We start from the raw sequence: 23,955 nt of genomic DNA, 5'->3' as shown, positions 1-23,955 counted from the left end.
GGAGTTAATCTATTGGGAAATAAGTTTAGCTATTTTAAAAATCAAGGAATAATCTTTAGTCTTATTTTTAGTGTGAGTTTATTGTTGGTACTACCTCAAATACTTAATCATAGTTTAGTTTTAGGATCCGATTCCCTGTTCCATTTTAATCGTGTATACGATACCTACATGCAATTTAAAACGGGTAATTTTAGTTATTTTCAAACTAATTACGGTTTTCAACAAGGAGGACGTATTGTAAATGCCTTATATGGACCCGGTTTCGCCTATCTTTTAGGTGGATTGTTGTTAATCGTACATAGTTGGATAAAATTTCAGATTATTTCTAATTTCTTAATTTTTTTTATTAGCGGCTATTTAATGTATATCTTATCTAGAGAGATGGCGTCAACTAAGCGGATTTCTCTGCTTACGGCTACTTTTTTCATGACTAGTTTATGGATTACACGTTGGTCGACTGAACAGAATTTTATGGCCTGGGGTGTTGCTTTAATGCCGTTAGTCGTTGTAATGGCATTAAAGATGATTAAGAATAATGCCGAAGACTTACGAATTATCCCCTTAGCACTGGTTGTTTCATTGATGATCCAAGTTCATTTGTTGAGCGCCTTAATGTCAATTGGTGTCTTAATAGTATTTTTTATAGTGGGTTTCATACAAACGAATAAAAAACGACAACTTGTGCTAAAGTGCATCTGGGCAAGTTTACTATCGGTAGTACTAACATTTAATGTTTGGGGCGCCATGCTAGACGTCATGACAAAAAACCAGTTATATCCACCATATGACAATCCCGACATGGCAGAGTCGACCATGAACTTATCAGCGGGAAATCCAACATTAACTCAAATAGGCTTAGTCATAAGCATTATCTTTGTCTTACAAATTCTTTGGTTATTTATGAAAAGGGATCAATTACCCTTAACCAATAAAGTCGTAACAATTCTAGGATTATTATTTTTAATTTTAGCTTCCAATATTATGCCGTGGACTGAAATAGCGGCTTCCATTCCGGAATTGCAACGCTTTTTACAATTCCCCCGCCGGTTTGAAGGATTCGCTTCGGTGTTACTGTTCGCCGGTTTTGGTGCAACACTATCAACTTTACCGTTCAAGGATTCAAGAAAATATTGTGAATTTTTATTATTAGCGGGTAGTCTTTCAATTGGGTTACAAGCCTATTCAGAAATAAATAAAAGCAATCAAATTTGGAATAATCAGCAGCCGCTGGCATCTGCCGAAAACGTTAATGTCGTAAGTAGTAAGAGTAATAAACAGATTACGCATGCCTTTACTAGTCCTAGGTTAGGAGCAGGATTGGACCTTGTCACGAAAGCGACACCTGACTATTTACCCGATAATCGTGTGACAAGCAAAGATCCTTATGTTGACTACAAAAGGGATATGATGATAAATAAATTTAGGGTTAATAAAACGGTAAATAGGAGTGGCGATTTGATCGTTCACTGGAATACGATAAAAAAAGGAGAGTCTACATCTCTGCCGGTTATTATTTACAATGGGTCAACGCTTAAACTAAATGGAAAAAAGATTAATCTAAAGAAAATAAGGGTATCAACGATGGGTAGTCCGACCGTTGAATCTACTAATGAAGGTATAAATACCTTATCCGTTGGGTACAAATCAAAAATAGTCACCAAGTTGAGATTATTGATTGTTGTATTAACTTGGGTTGTTAGTAGTTTGTGGGCTGTCGGTAGAATGATAGTAAGGCGTAAAAATAAATTAGATTGATATATATCTTCTATAGTATATTAATACTAATACGTGTTTAAAATGAATATAAATTTTGGTAAAAGATAATTTGAAAAACGTATAATCTTTGTTTATGCACTTTTTTGTATTAAAAATGAAATATAAGGAAGTTAAATCTAACGTATAATTAAAAAAGTAGGCCAGTCAAGCTTTGAAAACGAAAACAAAAGTTAAATCAAAGCCTATTGGTTGACAACAAGATTAAACAATGATTAGACAATCCATTTTAAGTTTCATTTAAGGATACTAACATGTATAATGAATTATTGCGTCATTGTATACATCTAAAAAAATATTTAGGGGTAATTAATTATGGACGAAGATAAAAGTCAGCAACAAGGTAGTCACAAGAAACATCGTCATCATCATCATAAGAATAAAAGAATGAGCACACCAAAAAAATGGGGAATTGGTGTTGGAGTTGTTATTGCCACACTGTTAGTTATCGGTGGGGGCTTAATGGCTAAGGTCTACCTGGATGCAAAAGATGTGGTAGATAATACATATCAAAAAGTAAATGTTAAAAACAAGCGAACAACGGGTACGGTATCACTTAAAAAAGAAGCGCCTTTTTCAGTTCTAATTTTGGGTGTTGATACGGGCGAGGATGGCAGAACAGATCAAGGACGATCAGATACAATGATGGTCGCAACGATTAATCCTAAGACGAACATGACAACGTTAACGAGCTTGCCACGTGATACGAAAATTCCAATTACCGGACATGGGACAGAGAACAAGTTGAATGCCGCATACGCGTATGGGGATGTCTCATTGGCCATGGATACCATTCAAAACTACTTAAATATTCCAATCGACTACTATGTTGAGATGAATATGAAAGGGCTAGAAGAAATAACGGGTGCAGTTGGACCTATCACAGTTAACAATCCATTTGCATTTGGTAGTTACGCCAAGGGTGAAATTGAACTGAACGAAAGCAACGTGTTAGCTTTTTCTAGAATGCGTCATGATGATCCGAAAGGTGATTATGGACGTCAAAAGCGTCAACGTTCAGTCGTAACTGCATTAGGTAAGAACATTGTTTCAATTAATGGTATAACTAAATATCAATCAATTTTGAGCGCATTAGAAAGTAACATGAAGACGGATTTAAAATTTGATGATATCAAGGCAATTGCAACTAAGTATCGTGGTGCAATTGGGACGATTAAAGATATTCAACTCCAAGGGCAATCACAGATGATTAACGGCGTGTCGTACGAGGTTGTACCATCAGAACAAGTAACAAAGGTATCACAAATGATCAGAAAACAATTAGAATTAGACTAGGAGACTTATACCAATGGAAGAATCAATCAATCTTGAACAAATATTTAATATTTTAAAGAAACATCTTAAATTAATAGGTGGATTAACAATCACCGGAGTAGTTGTTGCATTTTTAGCAACAACTTTCTTTATGACACCAAAGTATGACGCAACGGTCCAAATCTTAGTAAATAGAACAGAACAGGCTAATAATGATGGTGCCGCATATAATACACAACAGGCGGATGTCCAGATGATTAATACATACAAGGATATTATCCAAAATAAAATTGTTTTAGACCCAGTTAGAAAGGAAATTGCGAAGAAGGATAACTTTGTTGGTTCAAGTGATGATTTAAAAGGACAAATCAGTATTTCTAGTGAAGAAAATTCACAGGTATTTAGTGTGACAGTTAAAGATACTAATGCCTATCGCGCCGCTGATATTGCTAATTCTGTGGCTGATACTTTTAAGAGTAAAATTAAAAAGATGATGAAAGTAAATAATGTAACAATTGTGGCCGACGCGATTGCAAAGCCAAATGCCGTATCCCCAAACAAAAAAATGAACGTCATAATTGGGTTAATGCTTGGAGCGATACTAGGGGTAGCGATAGCATTGGCAATAACAGTTTTTGATAAAACTGTTAAAGGTGTTGAATTCTTAACAGACCTTGGACTATCAAATCTGGGAATGATTAACCATATTGATGAAACAAAGAAAAGTCAAGGTTTGTTTGGGCAATCAAAGCCGAGAGTACGAAAACATAAAATTTAAACTAAGTGAATGGGAGTAATTAAAATGAGTTTATTTAAGAAAGATAAAAAATTATCAACCGATAGTATCGATAATGGAGTAGGACTTATAACAGTTACACAACCGACATCCACAATTGCTGAACAATTTCGAACAGTTCGAACTAATATCCAGTTTTCGAGTATTGATAAAGAGATGAAAGTAATCATGGCGACTTCTTCAGGACCATCTGCGGGAAAATCAACTGTCATCACGAATTTAGCTGTTACCTATGCTAATCAGGGTCTGAAAGTTCTATTAATTGACGCTGATATGCGTCGTCCAACTGCGCATCAAACGTTTGGTTTAAGTAATGAAACCGGGTTAACGAATTGCTTAACTGAAAAAGATATTGATATTGCAAAGGCAGTTGAGGAAACACCGATTGAAAATTTGTATGTCATGCCGGCTGGTCCCACACCGCCAAATCCTTCAGAATTATTAAATACAAAACGAATGGATGCTATTTTAATGGCCGTTGCGGAGCAAATGGATATGGTGATTATCGATACGCCGCCGTTGATTTCTGTGACCGATGCGCAGATTGTTGCAACTAAAGTTGATGGTACGATTTTGGTTGTTCGGGAAGGTGTAGCAAAAAAAGGCGCCGTTTTAAAAGCAAAAGAACTATTAGATACTGTTCATGCAAGAATAATTGGGACTATTTTGAATGACGTTTCGGGTAGTGACGAATCAGGTTATTATGGCGGGTACTACGGTTATTATAAATAAGATTAGTTTTTTTGAGGAGAATTATAATGAAAAAAATATTAGTTACTGGTGGGGCGGGATTTATCGGGTCATCATTGGTTGATGAATTAATAAAAGATAAAGACAATGTAATCACAATTATAGATGACCTTTCAATGGGGAAACGGGAAAATATTCCTAATTCTGAAAAAATATCATTTTATGAGAAAAGCGTTTGCGATTATAAATTCATGGAAGAATTATTAATAAATGAAAAATTTGAGTACATTTATCATCTGGCGGCCGTTGCGAGTGTTGCAGATTCCATAGAAAGGCCAAGTTATACGCATAAAGTCAATTTGGAGTCCACATTAAATATCTTAGAAACTATACGAGAAAATGATTTACCAATTACCAAATTACTGTTTTCGTCTTCAGCAGCAGTATACGGGAACGATCCGGCTTTACCAAAAAAGGAAACATCTCTTATTAAACCTATGACTCCGTACGCTATTGATAAGTTTTCATCAGAACAATTCGTTTTAAGGTATGGTGAATTATATGATATTCAAACGGTTGCAGTTAGATTTTTCAATGTTTACGGACCTAAACAAAACCCCAAGTCTCCGTATTCTGGAGTTTTATCTATTCTGAAAGATAGCATAGACAAGGATAGGAGTTTTAAAGTATTTGGTGATGGAGAACAATATCGAGATTTTATCTTTATAAATGATGTAGTAGGAGCTATTATTCATTTGGCCGTATCGCCGAAATGTGTTCACGAAGTCTACAATGTAGGCACGGGTAAAAAGACGTCCTTAAACGCCGTAATTAAAAATTTTCAAAAAATATTAAACTCAAACATTTCGATAGAGTACGTTGAATCTAGGACCGGGGACATAAAATATTCTTATGCAGAAATAGATAAATTATTAAGTACTGGATTCAAGCCGGTATACTCTATCTCACAAGGATTAAAGGTATATTTAAAATGATAAAAAAAGAAGCATACCTAAACAAATTAAATACTGAGTTTAAACATCCTTATATTATTTTAAAACGAATTTTTGATGTGGTATTATCGATTCTTGCACTGGTTCCGGTAAGTATAGTGGTGTTTTTATTCGCAGTAATTATCATAGTTGATTCAAAAGGAGGTCCATTCTATTCTCAAGAGAGGGTCGGACTTATGGGTAAACGGTTTAAAGTTATTAAACTACGATCAATGCGAAACGATGCTGAAGCAAATGGTGCACAATGGGCAGAGGAAGAAGATCCGCGAATTACCAGAGTGGGTAAAGTTATGAGGAAAACACGTATCGATGAGTTGCCTCAATTATTTAATGTATTAGTGGGTCAAATGAGTCTAATCGGACCACGACCTGAACGACCTAATTTTACGCAACAGTTTTCAGATGAAATTGAAGGGTTTGAACAGAGACTATTAATCAAACCAGGACTCAGTGGATATGCTCAAGTAAATGGAGGATATGATATATCGCCTGCCGAGAAACTAAAACTAGATTTATTTTATATGGAACATTTTTCTCTGAGACTAGATTTTAGTATCTTTATACGAACAATAACAGTCGTACTTACCGGTGATGGGGCACGATGATCAAATGTAAAATATTATAAAACGAGGATATTGTATAACATTATATTTACGGAGATAACAATAACGTATCTATTTTCTAGATAATAATTGTATTTTTTTAAGGTTTTTATAGATAATGAGGGAATCTTAAAATAAAAGGACTTCAGATGTTAAAAGATTTAAATTTAATATTATACGAATCAAAGTTCAAGACATAATTGTGGTAATCGAGCGGATATTTAATTGATTAAATCATGGAACAATGTTGGTTTCTCAATTAGATTACGTGGCAAAGTGTATGAGACATCCAAACGCTGCAGTATTTAAAATTAATCTCATTGGTAATATAATTCGTTTGTACTATTTTCTCGACTACTTGGTTTAATAATATGGGTCAACATAATTTAATTAATGCGCATGAGAAGAGAAAGATAAAGATGTGTAACTAAAATTAAACCGAATATCTGAAAGTAATGAACGACTTGTGCGGTTGAAAGTAAATCATAGTAGAAAAGGAATAGTGATGATTCATGGATGATATTAAAGGAAGACATATATTATTTTTTTGTCCCCGCTTTTTTAAATATGAGAATGAAATTACAAAACAATTGGAAAAGATGGGCGCAAATGTAGAATGGTTTGATCAAAGATCGGTTCAAGGGACCATTGGGAGATCTATTTTAAAAATCCACCCTCGTCTGTTAGCGATACAAAGCCAAGTATATTATTCTAAAATAATTAATAATACGAACAAGCTTGATTACCTGTTTGTTATTGAGGGACAAATGATCCCAATTAATATAATGAAAAAAATAAAAAAAAATAATCCTGATATAAAAACAATTTTGTATTTATGGGATTCTGTCAGCAATATTAAGGGCATTAAAAATAAGTTTCGATATTTTGACACTATATATTCATATGATCAACTTGATTGTAAAAAGTATAAAAAGTTTATATTTCGACCACTATTTTATATTGATGAATATACTAATGATGATAAGCATATTTCGCATAAGAAATACGATATTTCTAGTATTGGGACTGTACATTCCGATAGGTACGCGATTATAAAAAAAATTAGGAAATATGCAATTGAAAACAATAAAAAAATGTTTGAATTTAACTATCTTCAAAAAAAATGGGTATTTTATTTTAAAAAGATACTAAATTATGAATATCGGAGTGCCAATGTAAATGAATTTTCATTTATAAAAATGGATTCCAAAGATATTGCGCGAGTTTCAGAAGAAACTGTTGCAATATTAGACGCTCAGCACCCAAAAAACGTTGGACTTACTATGAGAACCTTTGAAATGACGGCTGCTCAAAAAAAAATAATAACCACGAATTCATATATAGTTAATTATAATTTTTATAATGAAAATAATATTTTTTATTTTAATCGTGAGGAAAAACACATTAGAATTCCCGATTCGTTCTTTAAAACCGAATTTATACCGATCGACCAGAAAGTGTTGGATGAATATTCAATTCAACACTGGATAAGGGATATTTTCGATGAAAATTTTGATGAAAATAAATTTTATATAAATAAAGATACTGACTAGAGAGAAGGTAGTGTTATGAAAATATTGGTTACTGGTGCTAGTGGATTTATTGGACGAGGCGTTGCCGAAAAGCTTGAAAAAATGGGTCATTATGTCGTTGCTACGGGTTTCAAGGTGCCCTCAGATTTAAACGTTTCTCAAATTATAAATGCTGACTTATTTGCTGAGTCAGATCCAATGACCTTTTTTGGAAATCCAGATATAGTAGTTCATTTGGCCTGGAGAGATGGATTTAAACATAATGCTATTTCACATATAGCTGACTTACCAAAACACGTAAAGTTTATACAAGATTTAGTCAATGGTGGGCTAAAACATTTATCGATTATGGGTTCCATGCATGAAGTCGGATTTCATGAAGGGAGTGTCAATGAAAATACACCTGCAAACCCACTTAATATGTACGGAATTTCTAAAAATGCTCTGAGGAATGCGGTAGACGTTCTAACTAATAATTTAGATATCAGTGTTCAGTGGTTACGCGGATTTTACATCGTATCAAACGGTGCCTACGGAAATTCGATTTTCTCGAAAATTGTTCAAGCAGAGCAAAATGGGAATCTTGAATTTCCATTTACGATGGGGCAGAATCAATTTGATTTTTTAGATTATCCAGATTTTGTCGAGTATGTTGCACAAACAGTTATCCAGTTTGAGGTTCTAGGCATTATAAACATCGCTAGTGGTTCACCAATGAAATTAGCTGATAGAGTTGAACAGTTTATTAAAGAAAATAATATAAAAATCAAACTAAATTATGGGGTTTTCCCTGACAGACCTTATGACTCTAAAGCAATTTGGGGGAACAATGATAAATTAGAAATCATAATGAAAAATATAAGGTAATCTATCATTAACAAAGGAGTACTTAGATAAATGCGCTATGGTGAAATTAAAATAATAAATGTTATCGTCATTTACAATTTATTAATTACTGATTCCCCAATTTTTGAAGGTATAAAAAATGAATTAGAACAGAATACTCAAATTTTAATTGTTGATAATTCTACTGATGAAAACATTTCCAGAGAAAATAAACAAACGGCTGATTTAAGCACGTATTGTAATTATCTGAATTCGGGCGGTAATTTAGGATTAAGCAAGGCGTATAATCGAGTTATAGACTTTCAATCTCAATTTAATTGGGTTGTATTTTGGGATCAAGATACGACTTTAATGGGTCATTATCTTGAACAACTACGGACGGATATTCAAAATAATGAAGCGGCAAAACTGATTGTGCCGACCGTGTATTCTGATAGGGGGCAAATGTCTCCGAGGTCATATAAAAGATCTAAAATAACAAACCCCGTTAAGGGATTAGGATTTAAAAAAAAATTAACGGCAATTAATTCTGGCTTGGCAATTGAAATTAATACATTTATTGAACTAGGTACGTATGATGACAGAATGTTTATCGACTATCTGGATCATGATTTAGTAATAAGGTATAACAATCAATTTGGAGACATTTTTGTTTCCAGTAATGTGTTAAGACAAAAATTTTCGAATGATAATCATAATAATTATCAAGGTGATATATTTAGATTTTCGAAATATATTGTGGATTATAAGATTTTCACCGAAAATGTTTCCGGCAGTAAATGTTATTTTTGGATGAAGATATTTTATAGGGCACTCCGTCTCGGTGTGTTGCATAAAAATGTTTCGTTTTTGAACGAGATATTTAAAATGATAAGGTTAAAATAAAATTTGTAAGGAAAATTAATATGAATGTATCGGTAGTAATGGCAGTATATAATGGTGAAAAATATATTTTTGATCAACTAAACAGCATATTGATACAATTAAATGGAAATGATGAAATTATAATATCAGATGATGGTTCTAACGATAAAACGAAAGAAATTGTGAAGTCATTTAAGGATAAGAGAATAAAGTTAGTGGATGGACCACACAAAGGAGTTATTAAAAACTTTGAAAATGCCATCAAAACATCTGAAAATGAAATAATTATTTTTTCCGATCAAGATGATCTGTGGGAATTAAAGCGAGTTGAAAAAATACGTCAGGCTATGAATTATTCTGATGTTGTTATTACTGATTATAAAAATATATATAGTAACGGTAATGGCTTCATTGAACATGTTGAGTGGCGTAGTGGATTTTTAAGTAATCTAAAAAAAAATACTTATATTGGTGCAATGATGTCAGTTCGACGAGAATGGTTGTTTGAGATAATGCCCTTTCCTGGGCATGTTCCGATGCATGACTGGTGGATTGGATTAATGACAGAATTAAAACATAAGGAGGTTACTTTTATAAAAGAACCTCTGGTGAATTATCGAAGACATGGTGACAATTTAACCGGCACAAAAAAAAATACGTTTCTTAAAAAAGTTATTATGAGGGTAATAATTGGTGCACAAATTATGTTTAGAGTTCTTATTTCTAATGTACATTGAAAAGGTGGTAGAATGCTAAAAAAAGATGTTAAAGTACCAATATTATTCACATTAATCGTTGTAGAGTTGGTATTAGGTGGCGCGGGCAGATTAATTATTATTGGAGATAATAGCATATCTGAAAGATACATATTGTTCGGACTGGGTATGTTTTACTGGATATACAATGAAGGATACAAAAGCCAGACGTCATCAAGCAGTGAATTAACAAAAAGTGCATTAACAAATACAAGATATAGTTTACATATTATTTTGGTGTTTTTAATGTTAATGGTGGCTGGTATTATCGGCTTTTTTTACAGTAATAGTATTACTAATATTATTGGTAATTTTCAAGCATATATATTTTTACTACTTTTCTTTCCCTTTGCGAGTGTAATAAGAACTAAAGAACAGGCATTGAAAGTATTTAACGTATTTAATGAGTGCGCGGTTATATTATCAATTTTTATAATAATTTTGAATATCGCATTGAATGCTGGATACAGCTACACCATTTTGGCAAACTTCATGGAAAAATATGGATTGGGACTCATTGGTTATTCCGGAACAACGCCAAGAGTATTTTTTAAAGGGTCAATATTAATAATGGTTGCTTTTGGCAATCAATTATTAATTATCGTTAATAGTTATCAGAAAAATTTAATTAGATCATCCGTAAAGCTTGTAATTCTTGGGTTGGCAACCATATTTAGTTACACAATGGGTATATGGCTGGGTGCAGCTGTTGTTTTATTGATAGTTTTGATATTGCAGTGGAGACGCTTGAAAATGAGTACAATTGTAATAGGAATCATAGCATTGTTGTGTGTGGCTTATTTTGAAAAAGATACAATAATGAAGGTTTTCCAATTAAGAACGGGATCGAAAGATATCAGCTCATTAGTAAAAAAACAACAAAGGCAAGTTTTATTAAATTTATGGAAGTCACATCCTTTCTTTGGTATGGGACTGGGGAAAGAAGTAGTATTATCAACGGTTATGGGCACTCGAGTAATGTCCCAGTTCGAATCGGCCTGGATACAGTTACTTATGAACACAGGAATTATTGGTTTATTTATTTATGGGTCACTTATTGTCCGAGCCAGTTATGATGGACTTTTAAAATTAAAGAATAGCGATACAACAATTCGTATGTTAGGACTGTCAATTTTTTTAAGCATGGTATCATTATCAATTGTAAATTGGTTCAATCCGGTTTTAAATAATCCGATTGGGATAGGATATTTAGTTATAAGTTTAACAATATTGAACGTAATCAGGGTGGAGAATAATATATGAAAATTGTAATTCAAAAAAAGGTCCAAATATTAATGGCAACGTATAATGGGGAAAAATATTTAAAAGAGCAAATAAATTCAATTAGAAATCAAACATTTCAAGAGTGGGAGTTATTAATCCGGGACGATGGGTCAACTGATCATACAATGGATATTATTGCATATTATTTGAAATTAGATTCACGTATTAAATTAATTGAGAAGCAGGGAAATATCGGGGCAAAAGGCTCTTTCTTTCAATTATTAAGGCGTAGTACAGCTCCTTTTTTTATGTTCTCGGATCAGGATGATGTTTGGAAGAAAGACAAGATTGTTAAGTCAATTAATTTAATTAAAGATTTTGATGACGTGCCCGTACTAGGCTTTACGGGTCTATGTGTTGTTGACGTAAATTTGAAAAAAATTAGAAGTTCTAAAAGGGTCAAAATTAAGGATATAACATTTGAAAAATTATTACTTGAGAATCAAGTGACAGGGGCGACAATAATAGGAAATAAGGCACTGCGTGATAAAGTTATGGAGACAGAAAATTTAAACACCTCTTTCATCTCTATGCATGATTGGTGGATAACGCTAGTGGCAAGTCAATTCGGGGTTGTTAAATTTTTAGACGAGGATACTATGATGTATAGACAGCATGATGCCAATGTGCTGGGAGCAAGCGTATCACGATATTCTAAATTAAAAAAAGTTAATAAAATTTGTTACTTTATTGATAATACAAAAAAAGACGTTGAAGGAACATTTATACAAGCCCAATATTTTTGGGAGTTATACAAGGATGATATTGATCTGAATACTAGAAAATTATTTGATATTATTCTAAAAAAGAAAAAAATAAATTTTGGTTTAAAATTAAAATTCCTCTCAAAAAAACGTGTTCACGGAGTATTACAAAATTTATTTTTTATTATTAAAATAATCTAGACTAGATGATTAAAAAAATGTTGAAGTTGCTGGCTTTTGGGGCGAGCTGTTAATTAATGACGGGAGACAACACCATTGACATAAAAATAGGCAGATACCGTAAGAAAGGAATATTCTATGAAACTATCAACTTTAATAAAAAATTTTTCTTATACTATTGCCTCTAACCTCATTCAAATGATTATATCAACACTTGTAATCTTAATTATTCCTAAGATAGTTGGCGTCCAAGAATATGGATTGTTTCAACTATTTATTTTTTATGTTGGATATGTAGGATTGGTACATTTAGGGTGGCTTGATGGGATATATTTACGTTATGGTGGTGAAAAATATAACAAGTTGGATAAGGAGCTATTTAACGCGCAATTAAAATTATTGTCTATTGTTTTAATTCTCTTTGGGTTAACCGTCTTTCTTATAACAAGCCTTGTATATAAAGGGAATACTCAATTTATTTGGTATATGATTTCAATTGCAATTGTAATTCAAAATATTCAAACGTTTTTTTTGTATATTTTGCAAGCCACAAATAGAATTACAAAATATGCGTTTGGTACTATGATTCAGTCAGTAACGTATAGCATATTAATAATTTTATTTCTAATACTTGGTTTTAAAAATTTTAAAATATTCATTATTAGTTATATTATTGCCGTATTATTTTCGACGATATATGTTGCATTTCAGTGTAGAGAAATATTACGGGCATCATGGAAATTTAATCATATGACGTTCGAGGAAACAAAAGAAAATTTGAAAGTTGGATATAAACTTTTACTAGCAAATTTTTCAGCGATGTTAATTATTGGTGTTATTAGATTTGGAATTCAGCGTGGCTGGGACGTCGAAACCTTTGGGAAAATCTCGTTAACGTTGAGCATATCAAATTTATTGATGATTTTTATTACGGCAATTAGCCTGGTTTTATTTCCTACGTTGAGAAGAATAAATGTTGATAATATGGCACAAGTGTACTCGGGAATTCGTGATTTATTAATGTTTTTTTTACTCGTTGGTGTGCTTCTGTATTTTCCAATTAATTGGATTATCCCAAGATGGTTACCTAGATACGATGATGCTTTAATGTATTTATCTATTCTTTTTCCGATGGTTATTTACCAGGGAAAGTTCGAAATACTATCGAACACTTTTTTCAAAACTTTGAGAATGGAGAAACAATTATTAATTATTAATTTAATGTCAGTAGGTCTAAGCGCCATGCTAACCGTTATTAGTGTGTTATATTATCATAGTTTAACTATGACGATGTTTTCTATAATAGTTGTTATGGCATTTAGAAGTATAATTTCTGAGTTGTATATTCAATTGAGGTTGAATGTTAACGTAATTTTTGAAATACTAGTTGAAACGACAATGGTTGCTGGATTTATTTTAACTACGTGGTATTTATCTATGAAAATTTCAATAATAATTTATACGGTAATGTTAATTATTTATTTCTTGGTAAAGAAGAAGTCAATAATAATTGCAATAAACAATATTAAAAATGAAATTTAGTATTATTTTTTTAAGAAGTTAACTTAATTATTTAAATAGTCCGAACTTTGTTTAAATATCCTTCTTGAGTATTAATTTAATGCTTAAAATCAATTATATAAAATATTATCAAATGAAGTACCAAAATATTGTGTTAGAATAAAGATGAAAGACTAATTGTTATACACAGGAGGAAGTTATTATGAAGGGAATAGTACTAGCAGGAGGTAGTGGGACACGTTTATACCCACTGACACGTGCATCAAGTAAACAGCTTATGCCAATTTATGACAAACCGATGATTTATTACCCAATATCGACATTGATGTTGGCTGGAATTAAGGATATTTTAATTATTTCGACGCCCGAAGATACTCCGCGTTTTAGAGAATTACTGGGAGATGGCTCTGAATTTGGGATTAATTTGGAATATGCAGTCCAACCTAAACCAGAGGGATTAGCTCAGGCCTTTATTATTGGTGCCAAATTTATTGGTACCGATAGTGTGGCTCTTATTTTAGGGGATAATATTTATCACGGTACTGGTTTAACTAAAATGCTTGAACGGGCTGTAACTAAACCAGAGGGAGCAACTGTGTTTGGCTATCAAGTACGAGATCCTGAACGTTTTGGGATTGTTGAATTTGATGAAAATTATAAAGCAATTTCGCTCGTTGAAAAACCGGAACATCCAAAAAGTGACTTTGCTGTAACCGGGTTATATTTTTACGATAATGATGTCGTTGAAATTGCTAAAAATATTAAGCCATCGCCTCGTGGTGAACTTGAAATTACTGATATTAATAAGGTGTATCTGGAACAAGAAAAACTACACGTTGAAATTATGGGACGCGGGTTCGCTTGGCTAGATACGGGTACGCATGCAAGTTTGCTTGAAGCGGGTCAATTTATTGAGACTGTTCAGCGAATGCAAAATATGCAGGTTGCTAACCTAGAAGAAATTGCTTACCGAATGGGATATATTTCTCGCGAGCAATTAATTGCACAGGCTCAACCGTTGAAAAAAAATAACTATGGTCAGTATCTGTTACGCATAGCGGAAGAGGATAAATAAAAATGGGAAAATTAAAAGTATCAACAACTAAACTACAAGATGTTAAGATTATTGAACCAGCAGTATTCGGGGATAATCGTGGCTTTTTTACTGAATCCTATTCAGATAAAGATTTTAAAGATGCCGGGATTGATATTGATTTTATTCAAGATAACCATTCATTATCAACACAAGCTGGTGTTTTAAGAGGGTTACATTTTCAACGTGGAGAAGCTGCACAAACGAAATTAATTCGCGTCGTAACGGGTGCCGTATTGGACGTTATTGTAGATGTCCGTGAAGGTTCACCTACTTATAAGCAGTGGGAAGGATACATTCTTTCCGCAAGTAATCACCGTCAATTATTGGTACCGAAAGGTTATGCGCATGGGTTTGTGACGTTAACCGACAATGTTAATTTTCTTTATAAGTGCGATGGCTATTATAATGCGGCCGCGGATGGTGGAATCTCATTTAAAACGCCAGAATTAAATATTGACTGGCCCATTGATTTTGATCAAGCAATTACATCTGATAAAGATGCGGCGCAACCAACATTTACGGAGTTTGAAAAAGATAATCCGTTCGTATACGGAGAAATCTAAATAGGAGAGGTAGTTTAAATGAAAAATATTATCGTAACAGGTGGAGCTGGATTTATTGGTTCTAACTTTGTTCATTATGTGGTCAACAATCATCCGGATATTCATATTACAGTATTAGATAAATTGACTTATGCTGGAAATAAAGAAAATTTAGCCGGGCTACCTACTGACCGTGTTGAACTAGTAGTCGGTGATATCACTGACGCTAAGCTCGTCGATGAACTTGTCAGTAAAACTGATGCAGTGGTTCATTACGCTGCAGAAAGCCACAATGACAATTCTTTAAAGGATCCCTCTCCATTTATACAGACGAATATTATTGGAACATATACTTTATTAGAAGCTTGTCGTAAATATAATGTTCGTTATCATCACGTGTCAACTGATGAAGTGTACGGTGATCTACCGTTGCGAGAAGATTTACCGGGACATGGGGAGGGTGAAGGCGAGAAATTCACGCCTGAAACGCGCTATAATCCAAGTAGTCCTTATTCATCAACAAAGGCTGGTTCTGATTTATTGGTTCGTGCATGGGTACGATCATTTAATTTACAAGCGACTATCTCTAATTGTTCTAATAACTATGGTCCTTATCAACATATTGAGAAATTTATTCCTCGACAAATTACGAACGTTTTAAGTGGAATTCGTCCCAAGTTGTATGGATCTGGTAAGAATGTCCGCGATTGGATTCATACTAATGACCACTCAAGTGCCGTTTGGGCAATTTTAACTAAAGGTCAAATCGGTGATACTTACCTAATTGGTGCGGATGGCGAACAAGATAATAAAGCCGTGTTAGAATTAATTTTAGAATTAATGGGTCAATCTAAAGATGCCTATGACGTCGTTAAAGACCGTCCTGGACATGATTTACGTTATGCAATTGACTCATCTAAATTACGTGAAGAACTCGGTTGGAAGCCAGAGTTTACTGATTTTAAATCTGGTTTACAAGATACGATTGACTGGTACAGAAATAATGAATCATGGTGGAAAGCTGAGAAGGATGCAGTCGAAGCTAACTATGCTAAAAATGGACAATAATTAGGATGACAAAAGGACATTGGAGACGGTAAATGCAAAATAAAAACGATGAAAAAAAATATTTGGGTGAGTATTTTAATAGAGTTAAAAAAAATAATAATTTAAATTTAATACGTTTAATTGCTGCAATATTAGTTCTTTGGACACATTCATGGGCATTATTAAACGTACCTATGACTTTACCTTATTCAGAAGTAAAAATTAATATTAGCGTGGGATTAATAGCGGTTATGATTTTTTTCATTATTAGCGGTTTTTTGATTTCCATGAGTTTTGACAGAACGAAAAGTTGGAAAAAATATCTAAGAGCCAGGGTACTACGCATATTTCCTGGATTAATTGTGTCAGCATTTTTTGTTGCATTCATCATAGGATCCACGTTTACAACGCTTGAGAGTAGTAACTACTTATTAAACCGCCAAACATGGATTGGATTCTTAGAGTTAGTATTTGGATTGCCAAATCACTTGCCGGGAGTATTTGAAAATAATGTGTACACCAGCGGAGTTAACGGGTCTTTATGGACCATTAAGTATGAATTTGCTGCGTACATCGGTATTATGGTTTTAGGGTTAATGAAAAAATTCAACCTTAAAAGTTCGATTTTTTTGTTTATCATGTCAATTATTGGCATAGTGATTCTGAAAATCCATGTAATTTCAATGTCCGGTCCGATAATAACGGTTCTTAACCTGATGAGTGCCTTTCTTGTAGGAATGATAGTATATTTTTATAAAGATAAATTTATATTATCTAAAAAAAGGTTTGTTATTTCATTATTATTTTTGTTATTAGGATTGTTAAGTAATAACTCTGATATTTTTCAAATTATTTTTATTTTTTTTGGTACGTATATAATTTTTTATATTTCTTATGCACTGCCTATGTATTTCAAAAAAGTTATAGACTACGGTGATTTTTCATACGGTTTATATATATATGCATTTCCAATTCAGCAAGTTTTGATTTTAATACAAGGCGGAGGGGTAAATCCAGTAATAATATTTATAGAATCATTATTACTTACTTCGATTTTTGCATATCTTTCGTGGAACCTGGTTGAAAAGAAAGCGATGATGTTGAAATAATGAAGATTATCTGAAGTATACTAAATAGAGGTGACTTATTATGATTTTAATTACGGGTGCAAGAGGGCAGCTAGGTTCTGAACTTCGGTACTTACTAGATGAGTTGGGTACAGAGTACGTTGCTACGGGTACTAACGAATTAGATATAACAGATGCAATGGCGGTAAGTAGGTTTGTGTCTGAGCTTAAACCTGATGTGATTTACCATACGGCCGCTTATACGGCGGTCGACAAAGCAGAAGATGAGGGAAAGAAGCTTAACTTTGAAGTTAATGTTGATGGAACTAAAAATGTTGCTACTGCGGCCGAAAAAGTTGGAGCAACATTCGTATATATATCTACGGATTATGTATTTGACGGACAACTTAAAGATGCCGAATACGAGGTTGATGATACTCCAAAACCAAACAACGAGTATGGTCGTGCAAAACTTTTAGGTGAGGAATCCGTAATGAATAATGTTTCAAAAAAATTCCTCATACGAACGGCTTGGGTGTACGGAAATTATGGCAGTAACTTTGTATTTACAATGAAAAAATTGGCGAAACTACATTCAACTTTATCGATTGTTGATGATCAGCATGGACGTCCAACATGGACGCGTACGTTGGCTGAATTCATGGTGTATCTAGTTGCGAATGAAGGTGCCGATAATGTACCATATGGTATTTATCATTTGACTAATGATAGTGATAAAGGCGGAATTACATGGTTTGATTTCGCTAGTGAGATTTTAAAAGATAGTGATACGGAAATTGTTCCGGTATCAAGTGATATGTTTCCGCAAAAAGCGAAACGTCCGAAATATTCTGTAATGAGTTTAAGTAAGGCAAAAAAAACAGGTTTTGAAATAAGTACGTGGAAAGACGCATTAATGGGTATGCAAAATCAGATAGATTAGTGTATTAATTTTAAGTAAATTTATTTATGCCTCTCACTTCTGAAATATTAGAATAAGTACGAGACAACTTTTAATGATTTGATTTATCGAATTATTAAAAGTTGTTCTTTTTTATTTATCCCATCTTTCGTGCTAATATAGCACTAAGGAGATGATTCGAATGACAATTCCACTAGGCTTAAAAGCAGGAACGGAACCGATTCAACTTCATGATCGGTTACAACATCAACCAGATGTCTTCGAGTTCTATCTAAACGAATATGATGTTTCTGGTGATGGGTTAAAACGTTTATCGGACGAGATTGATGAAGTAAAAGATACAACGAAGAAAATCGTATTGCATCATCCAATGAAGGTTGGGGAGCAATCTGTTGAACTAGACGTTTCTGAAGTAGCTGATCCTAACTTATATCGATTCGTTAGAGAGAGCACAGAGACGTTAATTCAGCTAGCAAAAGATAAATCAATTCAAGCTTTGATACATGGTTCTTATAACCAGCAAACACCAACAATCATTGCCAAGTATGCCAATTTTGATGAGGCGCAGTCAGCGTTATTTAATCGGATGGACTATTACCAAAAATATGGTCAAAATAACGTTATGTTTGAGAATTCTATTTCAGATTTATTTTATTTTGGTTCTGAAGAGATGGACCGATTTATTCTTCAAAAAGGGTATCGATTAGCTTTCGATACATCTCATGCATTTATTAAACAATCGGGAAGTAACGCTGATTTACAGGCAAGTTTAAAACGATTAATGCCAAATATTGTGCATTATCATTTGGTCGATTCAATGGGTAAATTTCATGACAGTTTGACATTAGGTAAAGGAAAAATTGACTGGAAACAGGCTTATCCCTTATTGAATCCTGATGCAACTTCGATATACGAGATTGATTTAGTAGACCAGAATGATTGTCGTGAAATGCTTGAAAGTCACGATTATCTACAAAATTTAATAGAAAAATAGACCTAGTTTTGAAAGCTCACTACAATTATAACTTTCAAAACTAAGGTCTATTTTTTTCGATTATCAAACCAATATAATAAAGAACCTAAGACTAAAACAATAATCCCAAATAAAATAATTTTCCAAGTGAAACTAAGTAGTAAGTAAAGCGATACAATCAACGCAATACTTGGGATAATCGGACCACCGGGAAGTTTGAAGCCCTTTGGCAACTTTGGATCATTATTAAACTTAAATGTGGCCAAGATAGTTGGTACATATTGAACAAATGATGCGAAGACAATACATGAAACCAAGAATAAGTAACTTCCACTGAGTAATAATAAAATGCTTGTAACGGAAGTGGCGATAATTGCGACAAATGGCGTATTGTGTTTGCTTTGTTTACCAATAATTTTTGGTAATAATTGGTGCTCATTGGCTAGAGAAGCAGCAACGATTGGTGTATTAAAAGAAACTGAGATTGCGACACCAAGAATTGAAATAATCATCCCTACAATAATGACCGTGTAGCCCCATTCACCAAAAATACTTCTGAACGCTTCAGCAATTGGTAGTGAAGACGCACCAAGTTTTGGCCCAAGGATGCCAACGGCAACTGTTTGAAGTAACACATAGAGTAACGTCACCGTTGCAATCACGCTTAATAATGCCTTCGGGATATTCTTTTCAGGATTATCCATCTTAGCTGCAGCAATTGGTAAGAATGAAAAGCCGGTGTACATATAAAAAATCACGCCAAATGCGGCATTGAATCTCGTAAAGAGTTGGGTGCCACCTTGAATATTAGCTGGTATCATTGGCGTAAAATGCCCACTTTTAACAAATAAAGCGCCGGCAATGATAAAGAGTAGCATAATAAAGACCTTTGCCGCAGAAGACAAGTTATCTGCTAGATCGAGAATTGCTGTTCCAAAATAATTAATGACGCCTAGAATAGTGACTAGGGTAATCGCTGTTAGATTATAAATGGGTGCTTGTTGTAGCGCCGGAAAGAGCATTTTAAGCACGGTCAACAAGGCGGCAATTTCAGCAGATAATGTGACGACACCTAAGACCCAAGTAAAAATACCGACTTGGAAACCGGTGAATTTACCGAACGCATTATAAGCGTATAGCCAAGCGGCACCGTCTTCTGAAAACTTGCTGGCTAATGTGGCGTAGCAAAGCACAATCATTGTGACAGCCAACGCTGCAAGAATGATTGTGAAAATGCTGAAAGCACCAATATCGTTATATATTTGACCGGACAGTAAGAATATTCCTGATCCAATGATGCCGTTAATACCTAGTAGAAAAACGGTAAAAAAGGTCATCTTTTTGTTAGCTGTTTTATTCATATGTATTGCTCCTATCCAATAACTGATTAATTTCAGCATAGCGAATATCATATGAAAACGCAATGGATAGCCATTATGAGCGTACAAAAAAAGCCAACAATTAAGTTGGCCTCCAATGTTAGACTAGGTCGTTCTTGTAGATTGGTGTTTCAATTGTTTCAACAAACTGTGCTGAAATTGGTGTCACAAACATTTTTTCATTATCGCGATGGAATAAGTCGGAACCCGTGATTTCTTCCATGGCTTTCTTAACTGTAGCTGGATCTAAATCCGTATTGACGTAACGGAGTTTCATGTGACGTGTTTTACCTGCTTCATTTTTAAATGCTAAAGCTAATTGTTTCATATTAGTTCCCCCTTGATTTTAATTAAGCCAAAATACTTGATTCCGTGCGGATAGTCATCTTAACGGTATTGTCGCCTGTTAGTGAAGCGACGGTTGCGCCAAGTTGTGCAATTGCTTCGTTAGAGGCATTCTCAGTAATATTAGCGAATGAACGTTTACGTTCAACCCCGTCAGTACTTAATCCCTCAACGATAACGTTTGTTTTTACCCAAGTTTTACTCATTTATGTTCTCCTCCATGTTGCTATATTTGATAAGTGCCGCGACGCCTTACATAGATAATAAAGAATCAACTAGGTAGTTTGTAAAGTAAATCGGCAAATTTTATTCTTGATTCATTTGGGCGATGACTAGTAGGGCTTTTTTACCAACGTTATTACGCCAGTTATAGGCAGTTTGTCGACTGACGTGGTGACTTGCGGCAATTTCGGTGACTGACTTATGTCTGATGTAACAATCTACCAAATAATGTTGTTCAACGTTAGAGCATAAATCGTACAAGGTCTTAAAAAGTTGCTCGGTGAATAATTTTTCAGCAATCGTATCTTGAGTCTGTAGTGTGAGGTCAATGATGGAATCCGTTATATCAACAGAATCGTCACCAGTTGGTTCTAAATGGGCCTGCTGATTCGATTGACGGTTAATTAAATCTAGTAGTCGCCAGTAAACCCGTTGATACGCGTAAACCATAAAAGATTGTTCATTGGCTTCAATACTTTTAGGATAATGATCGTAAGCGGCACTGAATGCTAATCGTGCTTCTTGTACGAAATCATCATATGAAGGATGTGATTGATTGAGGGTCATTTTTTTTAAGACACCGAAGATTAGTTTCTCTCGGTTATTTTGTAGTAAAAAGGTTAAGCCTTCATTGGATTGATTTGTCATATGGGTTTAACTCCGCTTCATTAATTAAGATCCCTTGGCCAAGGTTCTTAATTAGCATACGAAGATAGTAAGACAGAAAACACCCAACGTAATCACGTTATTTATGGGTTTTTGATGAGGGTTTACCGGTAAAGTCTAGACTTATTGTTTTCTTAAGATAAATTTAATAATTACACTTAAGTTCACACAAGATTGTGGGCGATTAAATCTGTAACATTAATCAAGTTGTTGATTACATTGGAAGTAAGAAAGGGAGTAAGGGCTATTGAGTTGGAAAGAAGAGGCAAAACAGGATTTTGAGGAGATTATTGATTATCCGGAAACACGGTTATTATCGGTTGGTGCGCAATATTGGCGGACATTATTGGAGAACCACCCAATTATTGATGTTACAGATTATGATTTTTTCACGAAACATGGGATTGTGACGGATAATTATCAAGTTAATATGGAAACAACGTTGTATATTCATCATATTAGAGATAAACGCGATGAGTTACGTTCAATTATTTTTGATAAACATAAGGGGATTTTACTATGTAAGTACACCACCACGAATTTTGTGAATCGCTTAATTAATGAAAAGATTCTGACTTATGTGGCGATGCGTGCGATTGGATCGTTAGTTAATAAGAAGCAGGCGTTACCTTATTCGTGTGGTCTTTATCAATTGTTTCCAGATTGTGGACCGTCAAAACGGGATGCATCGTGGACGGCAGGGCATCATTTAGCTAATATTTCTGATGTGAAGACGGGAACAGATTTATTTTTTAATAACGGATTAAGAATTCGAATTCAGAGTAGTTATTCACAGTTTCTTAAGCAATTGAATTTGGCCCATCTCTTTACGGATATTCAAGTTTCCTTAGCTGGTAAGGTTGCGGCTGAAATGGGATATGAAAATCCTATCCCTCTATTCAGATACCATGATGCTATTTTGTCTTTAGTTCAGAACAGACGTGAGATTTATGTGGATAAGATTGATTTTATCAAGGAGGTTAAACACTTGCTGGCTGCGTATACGTTAAAAGGGTATGCTGACGAATCATCTGATGATTCACTTATTAGGCAAACATGTAGTTGGACACATATGAATAGAGGAATTCTTCGTTATTGAGAGAAAGGAATATCGGGCAATATATAAATATAATTCTCATTAGATTATAAGAAAATGGCATATCATTTTGAGACACATTTTGATATAATCAAAGTTACGAATTAAAATATTAAGATCTATTTGAATAAGGGGAGTTTATTTTGGGAAATAGAAAAATAGCAAAAATTATTACAGCGACGTTTATAGCGGGCGTTGGGGTCGGGGTTACAAGTTTGCCATTGATTAATCAAGACATATCTGTGGCAAAAGCAAGTACAGCAGATGAATTTATTAATAAAATGTCATCTAGCATACAAAGTACGTCTAAAAAAAATAACTTATATTCATCAGTGACGTTGGCACAAATGCTACTTGAATGTTCATATGGACAAAGTGAGTTAGCAGTTAAAGCAAATAATTATTTTGGAATTAAAGGTAGTTATTATGGGGCGTCATATTCTAAAAAGTCGTTAGAGTACGATAAAAATGGAAAACCATATTATGCCGTTTCAAAATTTAAGAAGTATCCTTCAGCACAGGCATCAATCGATGACTATGCTTACCATATGCGTCACGGTGTGAGCTGGGACCATAACTATTACTCTGGTGTATGGCGTGAAAACGCAAAGGATTATAAAGCTGCAACAAAGGCATTGAGTTCAAGATACTCAACGAGTAGTTCTTATCACGATTCTTTGAATAAATTAATTAGTAAGTATCGATTAGATAAGTTAGATAATAGTTATTCAAAAGTAACCTTCAACGACGCAACAGGTTCTGAAT

Annotated in this window: 25 protein-coding genes; 21 read left to right on the top strand and 4 right to left on the bottom strand. The window is 33.9% G+C overall.

All coding sequences use genetic code 11. The features are described from left to right. The first annotated feature begins 12 nt into the window (after nt 1–12). The 19 genes from FC66_RS05515 (at nt 13) to FC66_RS05425 (ending at nt 19,503) form a co-directional block, all read left to right on the top strand. The gene (locus tag FC66_RS05515) at nt 13–1,755 is read left to right on the top strand and encodes a hypothetical protein (RefSeq protein ID WP_057974393.1); all 1,743 of its coding nucleotides are present in this window, start codon (nt 13–15) and stop codon (nt 1,753–1,755) included. Between the two features lie 333 nt (nt 1,756–2,088). Then, on the top strand, nt 2,089–3,069 hold the full coding sequence (locus FC66_RS05510; protein WP_057974392.1) for an LCP family glycopolymer transferase: 981 nt from the start codon (nt 2,089–2,091) through the stop codon (nt 3,067–3,069). Nucleotides 3,070–3,082: 13 nt separating this feature from the next. Continuing rightward, nucleotides 3,083–3,826, top strand: a complete 744-nt coding sequence (locus FC66_RS05505; protein ID WP_057974391.1) for a YveK family protein — start codon at nt 3,083–3,085, stop codon at nt 3,824–3,826. Between the two features lie 24 nt (nt 3,827–3,850). Further along, a complete protein-coding gene (locus FC66_RS05500) occupies nt 3,851–4,576 on the top strand; it encodes a CpsD/CapB family tyrosine-protein kinase (RefSeq protein ID WP_057974390.1) in 726 nt (241 codons plus the stop codon). Nucleotides 4,577–4,602: 26 nt separating this feature from the next. Further along, nucleotides 4,603–5,529: an NAD-dependent epimerase/dehydratase family protein gene (locus FC66_RS05495; protein ID WP_057974389.1), complete on the top strand. Its 927-nt coding sequence runs from the start codon at nt 4,603–4,605 to the stop codon at nt 5,527–5,529. Continuing rightward, nucleotides 5,526–6,152, top strand: coding sequence for a sugar transferase (locus FC66_RS05490; RefSeq protein ID WP_057974388.1), 627 nt, complete (start codon nt 5,526–5,528; stop codon nt 6,150–6,152). Before FC66_RS05495 ends, FC66_RS05490 begins: the two co-directional genes overlap by 4 nt. 509 nt (nt 6,153–6,661) lie before the next feature. Beyond that, nucleotides 6,662–7,702 carry a WaaS/CpsH family glycosyltransferase gene (locus tag FC66_RS05485; protein WP_057974387.1) on the top strand — a complete coding sequence of 347 codons (1,041 nt, stop codon included), beginning with the start codon at nt 6,662–6,664 and terminating at the stop codon, nt 7,700–7,702. A gap of 15 nt (nt 7,703–7,717) precedes the next feature. Then, nucleotides 7,718–8,548, top strand: a complete 831-nt coding sequence (locus FC66_RS05480) for an NAD-dependent epimerase/dehydratase family protein (protein WP_057974386.1) — start codon at nt 7,718–7,720, stop codon at nt 8,546–8,548. Nucleotides 8,549–8,578: 30 nt separating this feature from the next. Then, nucleotides 8,579–9,412, top strand: a complete 834-nt coding sequence (locus FC66_RS05475; RefSeq protein ID WP_057974385.1) for a glycosyltransferase — start codon at nt 8,579–8,581, stop codon at nt 9,410–9,412. A 20-nt stretch (nt 9,413–9,432) separates the two neighbouring features. Further along, complete coding sequence (locus tag FC66_RS05470; protein WP_057974384.1) at nt 9,433–10,128, top strand: glycosyltransferase; 696 nt, start codon at nt 9,433–9,435, stop codon at nt 10,126–10,128. 12 nt (nt 10,129–10,140) lie between these two features. Next, nucleotides 10,141–11,409 carry an O-antigen ligase family protein gene (locus FC66_RS05465; protein WP_057974383.1) on the top strand — a complete coding sequence of 423 codons (1,269 nt, stop codon included), beginning with the start codon at nt 10,141–10,143 and terminating at the stop codon, nt 11,407–11,409. Between the two features lie 32 nt (nt 11,410–11,441). Then, the gene (locus tag FC66_RS05460) at nt 11,442–12,335 is read left to right on the top strand and encodes a glycosyltransferase family 2 protein (protein ID WP_162253176.1); all 894 of its coding nucleotides are present in this window, start codon (nt 11,442–11,444) and stop codon (nt 12,333–12,335) included. A gap of 117 nt (nt 12,336–12,452) precedes the next feature. Further along, complete coding sequence (locus FC66_RS05455) at nt 12,453–13,856, top strand: MATE family efflux transporter (protein ID WP_057974381.1); 1,404 nt, start codon at nt 12,453–12,455, stop codon at nt 13,854–13,856. A 181-nt stretch (nt 13,857–14,037) separates the two neighbouring features. Then, a complete protein-coding gene (gene rfbA / locus FC66_RS05450; protein WP_057974380.1) occupies nt 14,038–14,910 on the top strand; it encodes a glucose-1-phosphate thymidylyltransferase RfbA in 873 nt (290 codons plus the stop codon). A gap of 2 nt (nt 14,911–14,912) precedes the next feature. Further along, a complete protein-coding gene (gene rfbC / locus FC66_RS05445) occupies nt 14,913–15,494 on the top strand; it encodes a dTDP-4-dehydrorhamnose 3,5-epimerase (RefSeq protein ID WP_057974379.1) in 582 nt (193 codons plus the stop codon). Between the two features lie 18 nt (nt 15,495–15,512). Beyond that, nucleotides 15,513–16,541 carry a dTDP-glucose 4,6-dehydratase gene (gene rfbB / locus FC66_RS05440; RefSeq protein WP_057974378.1) on the top strand — a complete coding sequence of 343 codons (1,029 nt, stop codon included), beginning with the start codon at nt 15,513–15,515 and terminating at the stop codon, nt 16,539–16,541. Between the two features lie 32 nt (nt 16,542–16,573). Beyond that, complete coding sequence (locus FC66_RS05435; RefSeq protein WP_057974377.1) at nt 16,574–17,629, top strand: acyltransferase family protein; 1,056 nt, start codon at nt 16,574–16,576, stop codon at nt 17,627–17,629. 40 nt (nt 17,630–17,669) lie between these two features. Beyond that, a complete protein-coding gene (gene rfbD / locus FC66_RS05430) occupies nt 17,670–18,530 on the top strand; it encodes a dTDP-4-dehydrorhamnose reductase (protein ID WP_057974376.1) in 861 nt (286 codons plus the stop codon). Nucleotides 18,531–18,690: 160 nt separating this feature from the next. Beyond that, nucleotides 18,691–19,503, top strand: coding sequence for a TIM barrel protein (locus FC66_RS05425; protein WP_057974375.1), 813 nt, complete (start codon nt 18,691–18,693; stop codon nt 19,501–19,503). A gap of 47 nt (nt 19,504–19,550) precedes the next feature. Here the strand turns inward: FC66_RS05425 and FC66_RS05420 are convergent, their stop codons facing one another. The 4 genes from FC66_RS05420 to FC66_RS05405 form a co-directional block, all read right to left on the bottom strand. After that, on the bottom strand, nt 19,551–20,843 hold the full coding sequence (locus tag FC66_RS05420) for an APC family permease (protein ID WP_057974374.1): 1,293 nt from the start codon (nt 20,841–20,843) through the stop codon (nt 19,551–19,553). 118 nt (nt 20,844–20,961) lie between these two features. Next, a complete protein-coding gene (locus tag FC66_RS05415) occupies nt 20,962–21,189 on the bottom strand; it encodes a DUF2922 domain-containing protein (RefSeq protein WP_057974373.1) in 228 nt (75 codons plus the stop codon). 22 nt (nt 21,190–21,211) lie between these two features. Then, the gene (locus FC66_RS05410; protein WP_057974372.1) at nt 21,212–21,412 is read right to left on the bottom strand and encodes a DUF1659 domain-containing protein; all 201 of its coding nucleotides are present in this window, start codon (nt 21,410–21,412) and stop codon (nt 21,212–21,214) included. A 100-nt stretch (nt 21,413–21,512) separates the two neighbouring features. Next, complete coding sequence (locus tag FC66_RS05405; protein WP_057974371.1) at nt 21,513–22,076, bottom strand: sigma-70 family RNA polymerase sigma factor; 564 nt, start codon at nt 22,074–22,076, stop codon at nt 21,513–21,515. A gap of 265 nt (nt 22,077–22,341) precedes the next feature. On the opposite strand from FC66_RS05405, the gene FC66_RS05400 reads away from it, so the two are divergent. Together FC66_RS05400 and FC66_RS05395 are read left to right on the top strand one after the other, a co-directional pair. Then, entirely contained in the window at nt 22,342–23,193 is an 852-nt protein-coding gene (locus FC66_RS05400; RefSeq protein WP_057974370.1) for a competence protein ComK, read from the top strand. Nucleotides 23,194–23,333: 140 nt separating this feature from the next. After that, nucleotides 23,334–23,955, top strand: a 622-nt coding sequence (locus FC66_RS05395; RefSeq protein ID WP_191978438.1) for a glucosaminidase domain-containing protein, incomplete at its 3' end; no start/stop codon positions are given.

Origin of the sequence: Dellaglioa algida DSM 15638 (assembly GCF_001434695.1) — a bacterium.
Taxonomy (GTDB): Bacteria; Bacillota; Bacilli; order Lactobacillales; family Lactobacillaceae; genus Dellaglioa; species Dellaglioa algida.
The sequence above is the reverse complement of the archived record's forward strand: the minus strand, read 5'-3'. Positions and strand labels throughout refer to the sequence as shown.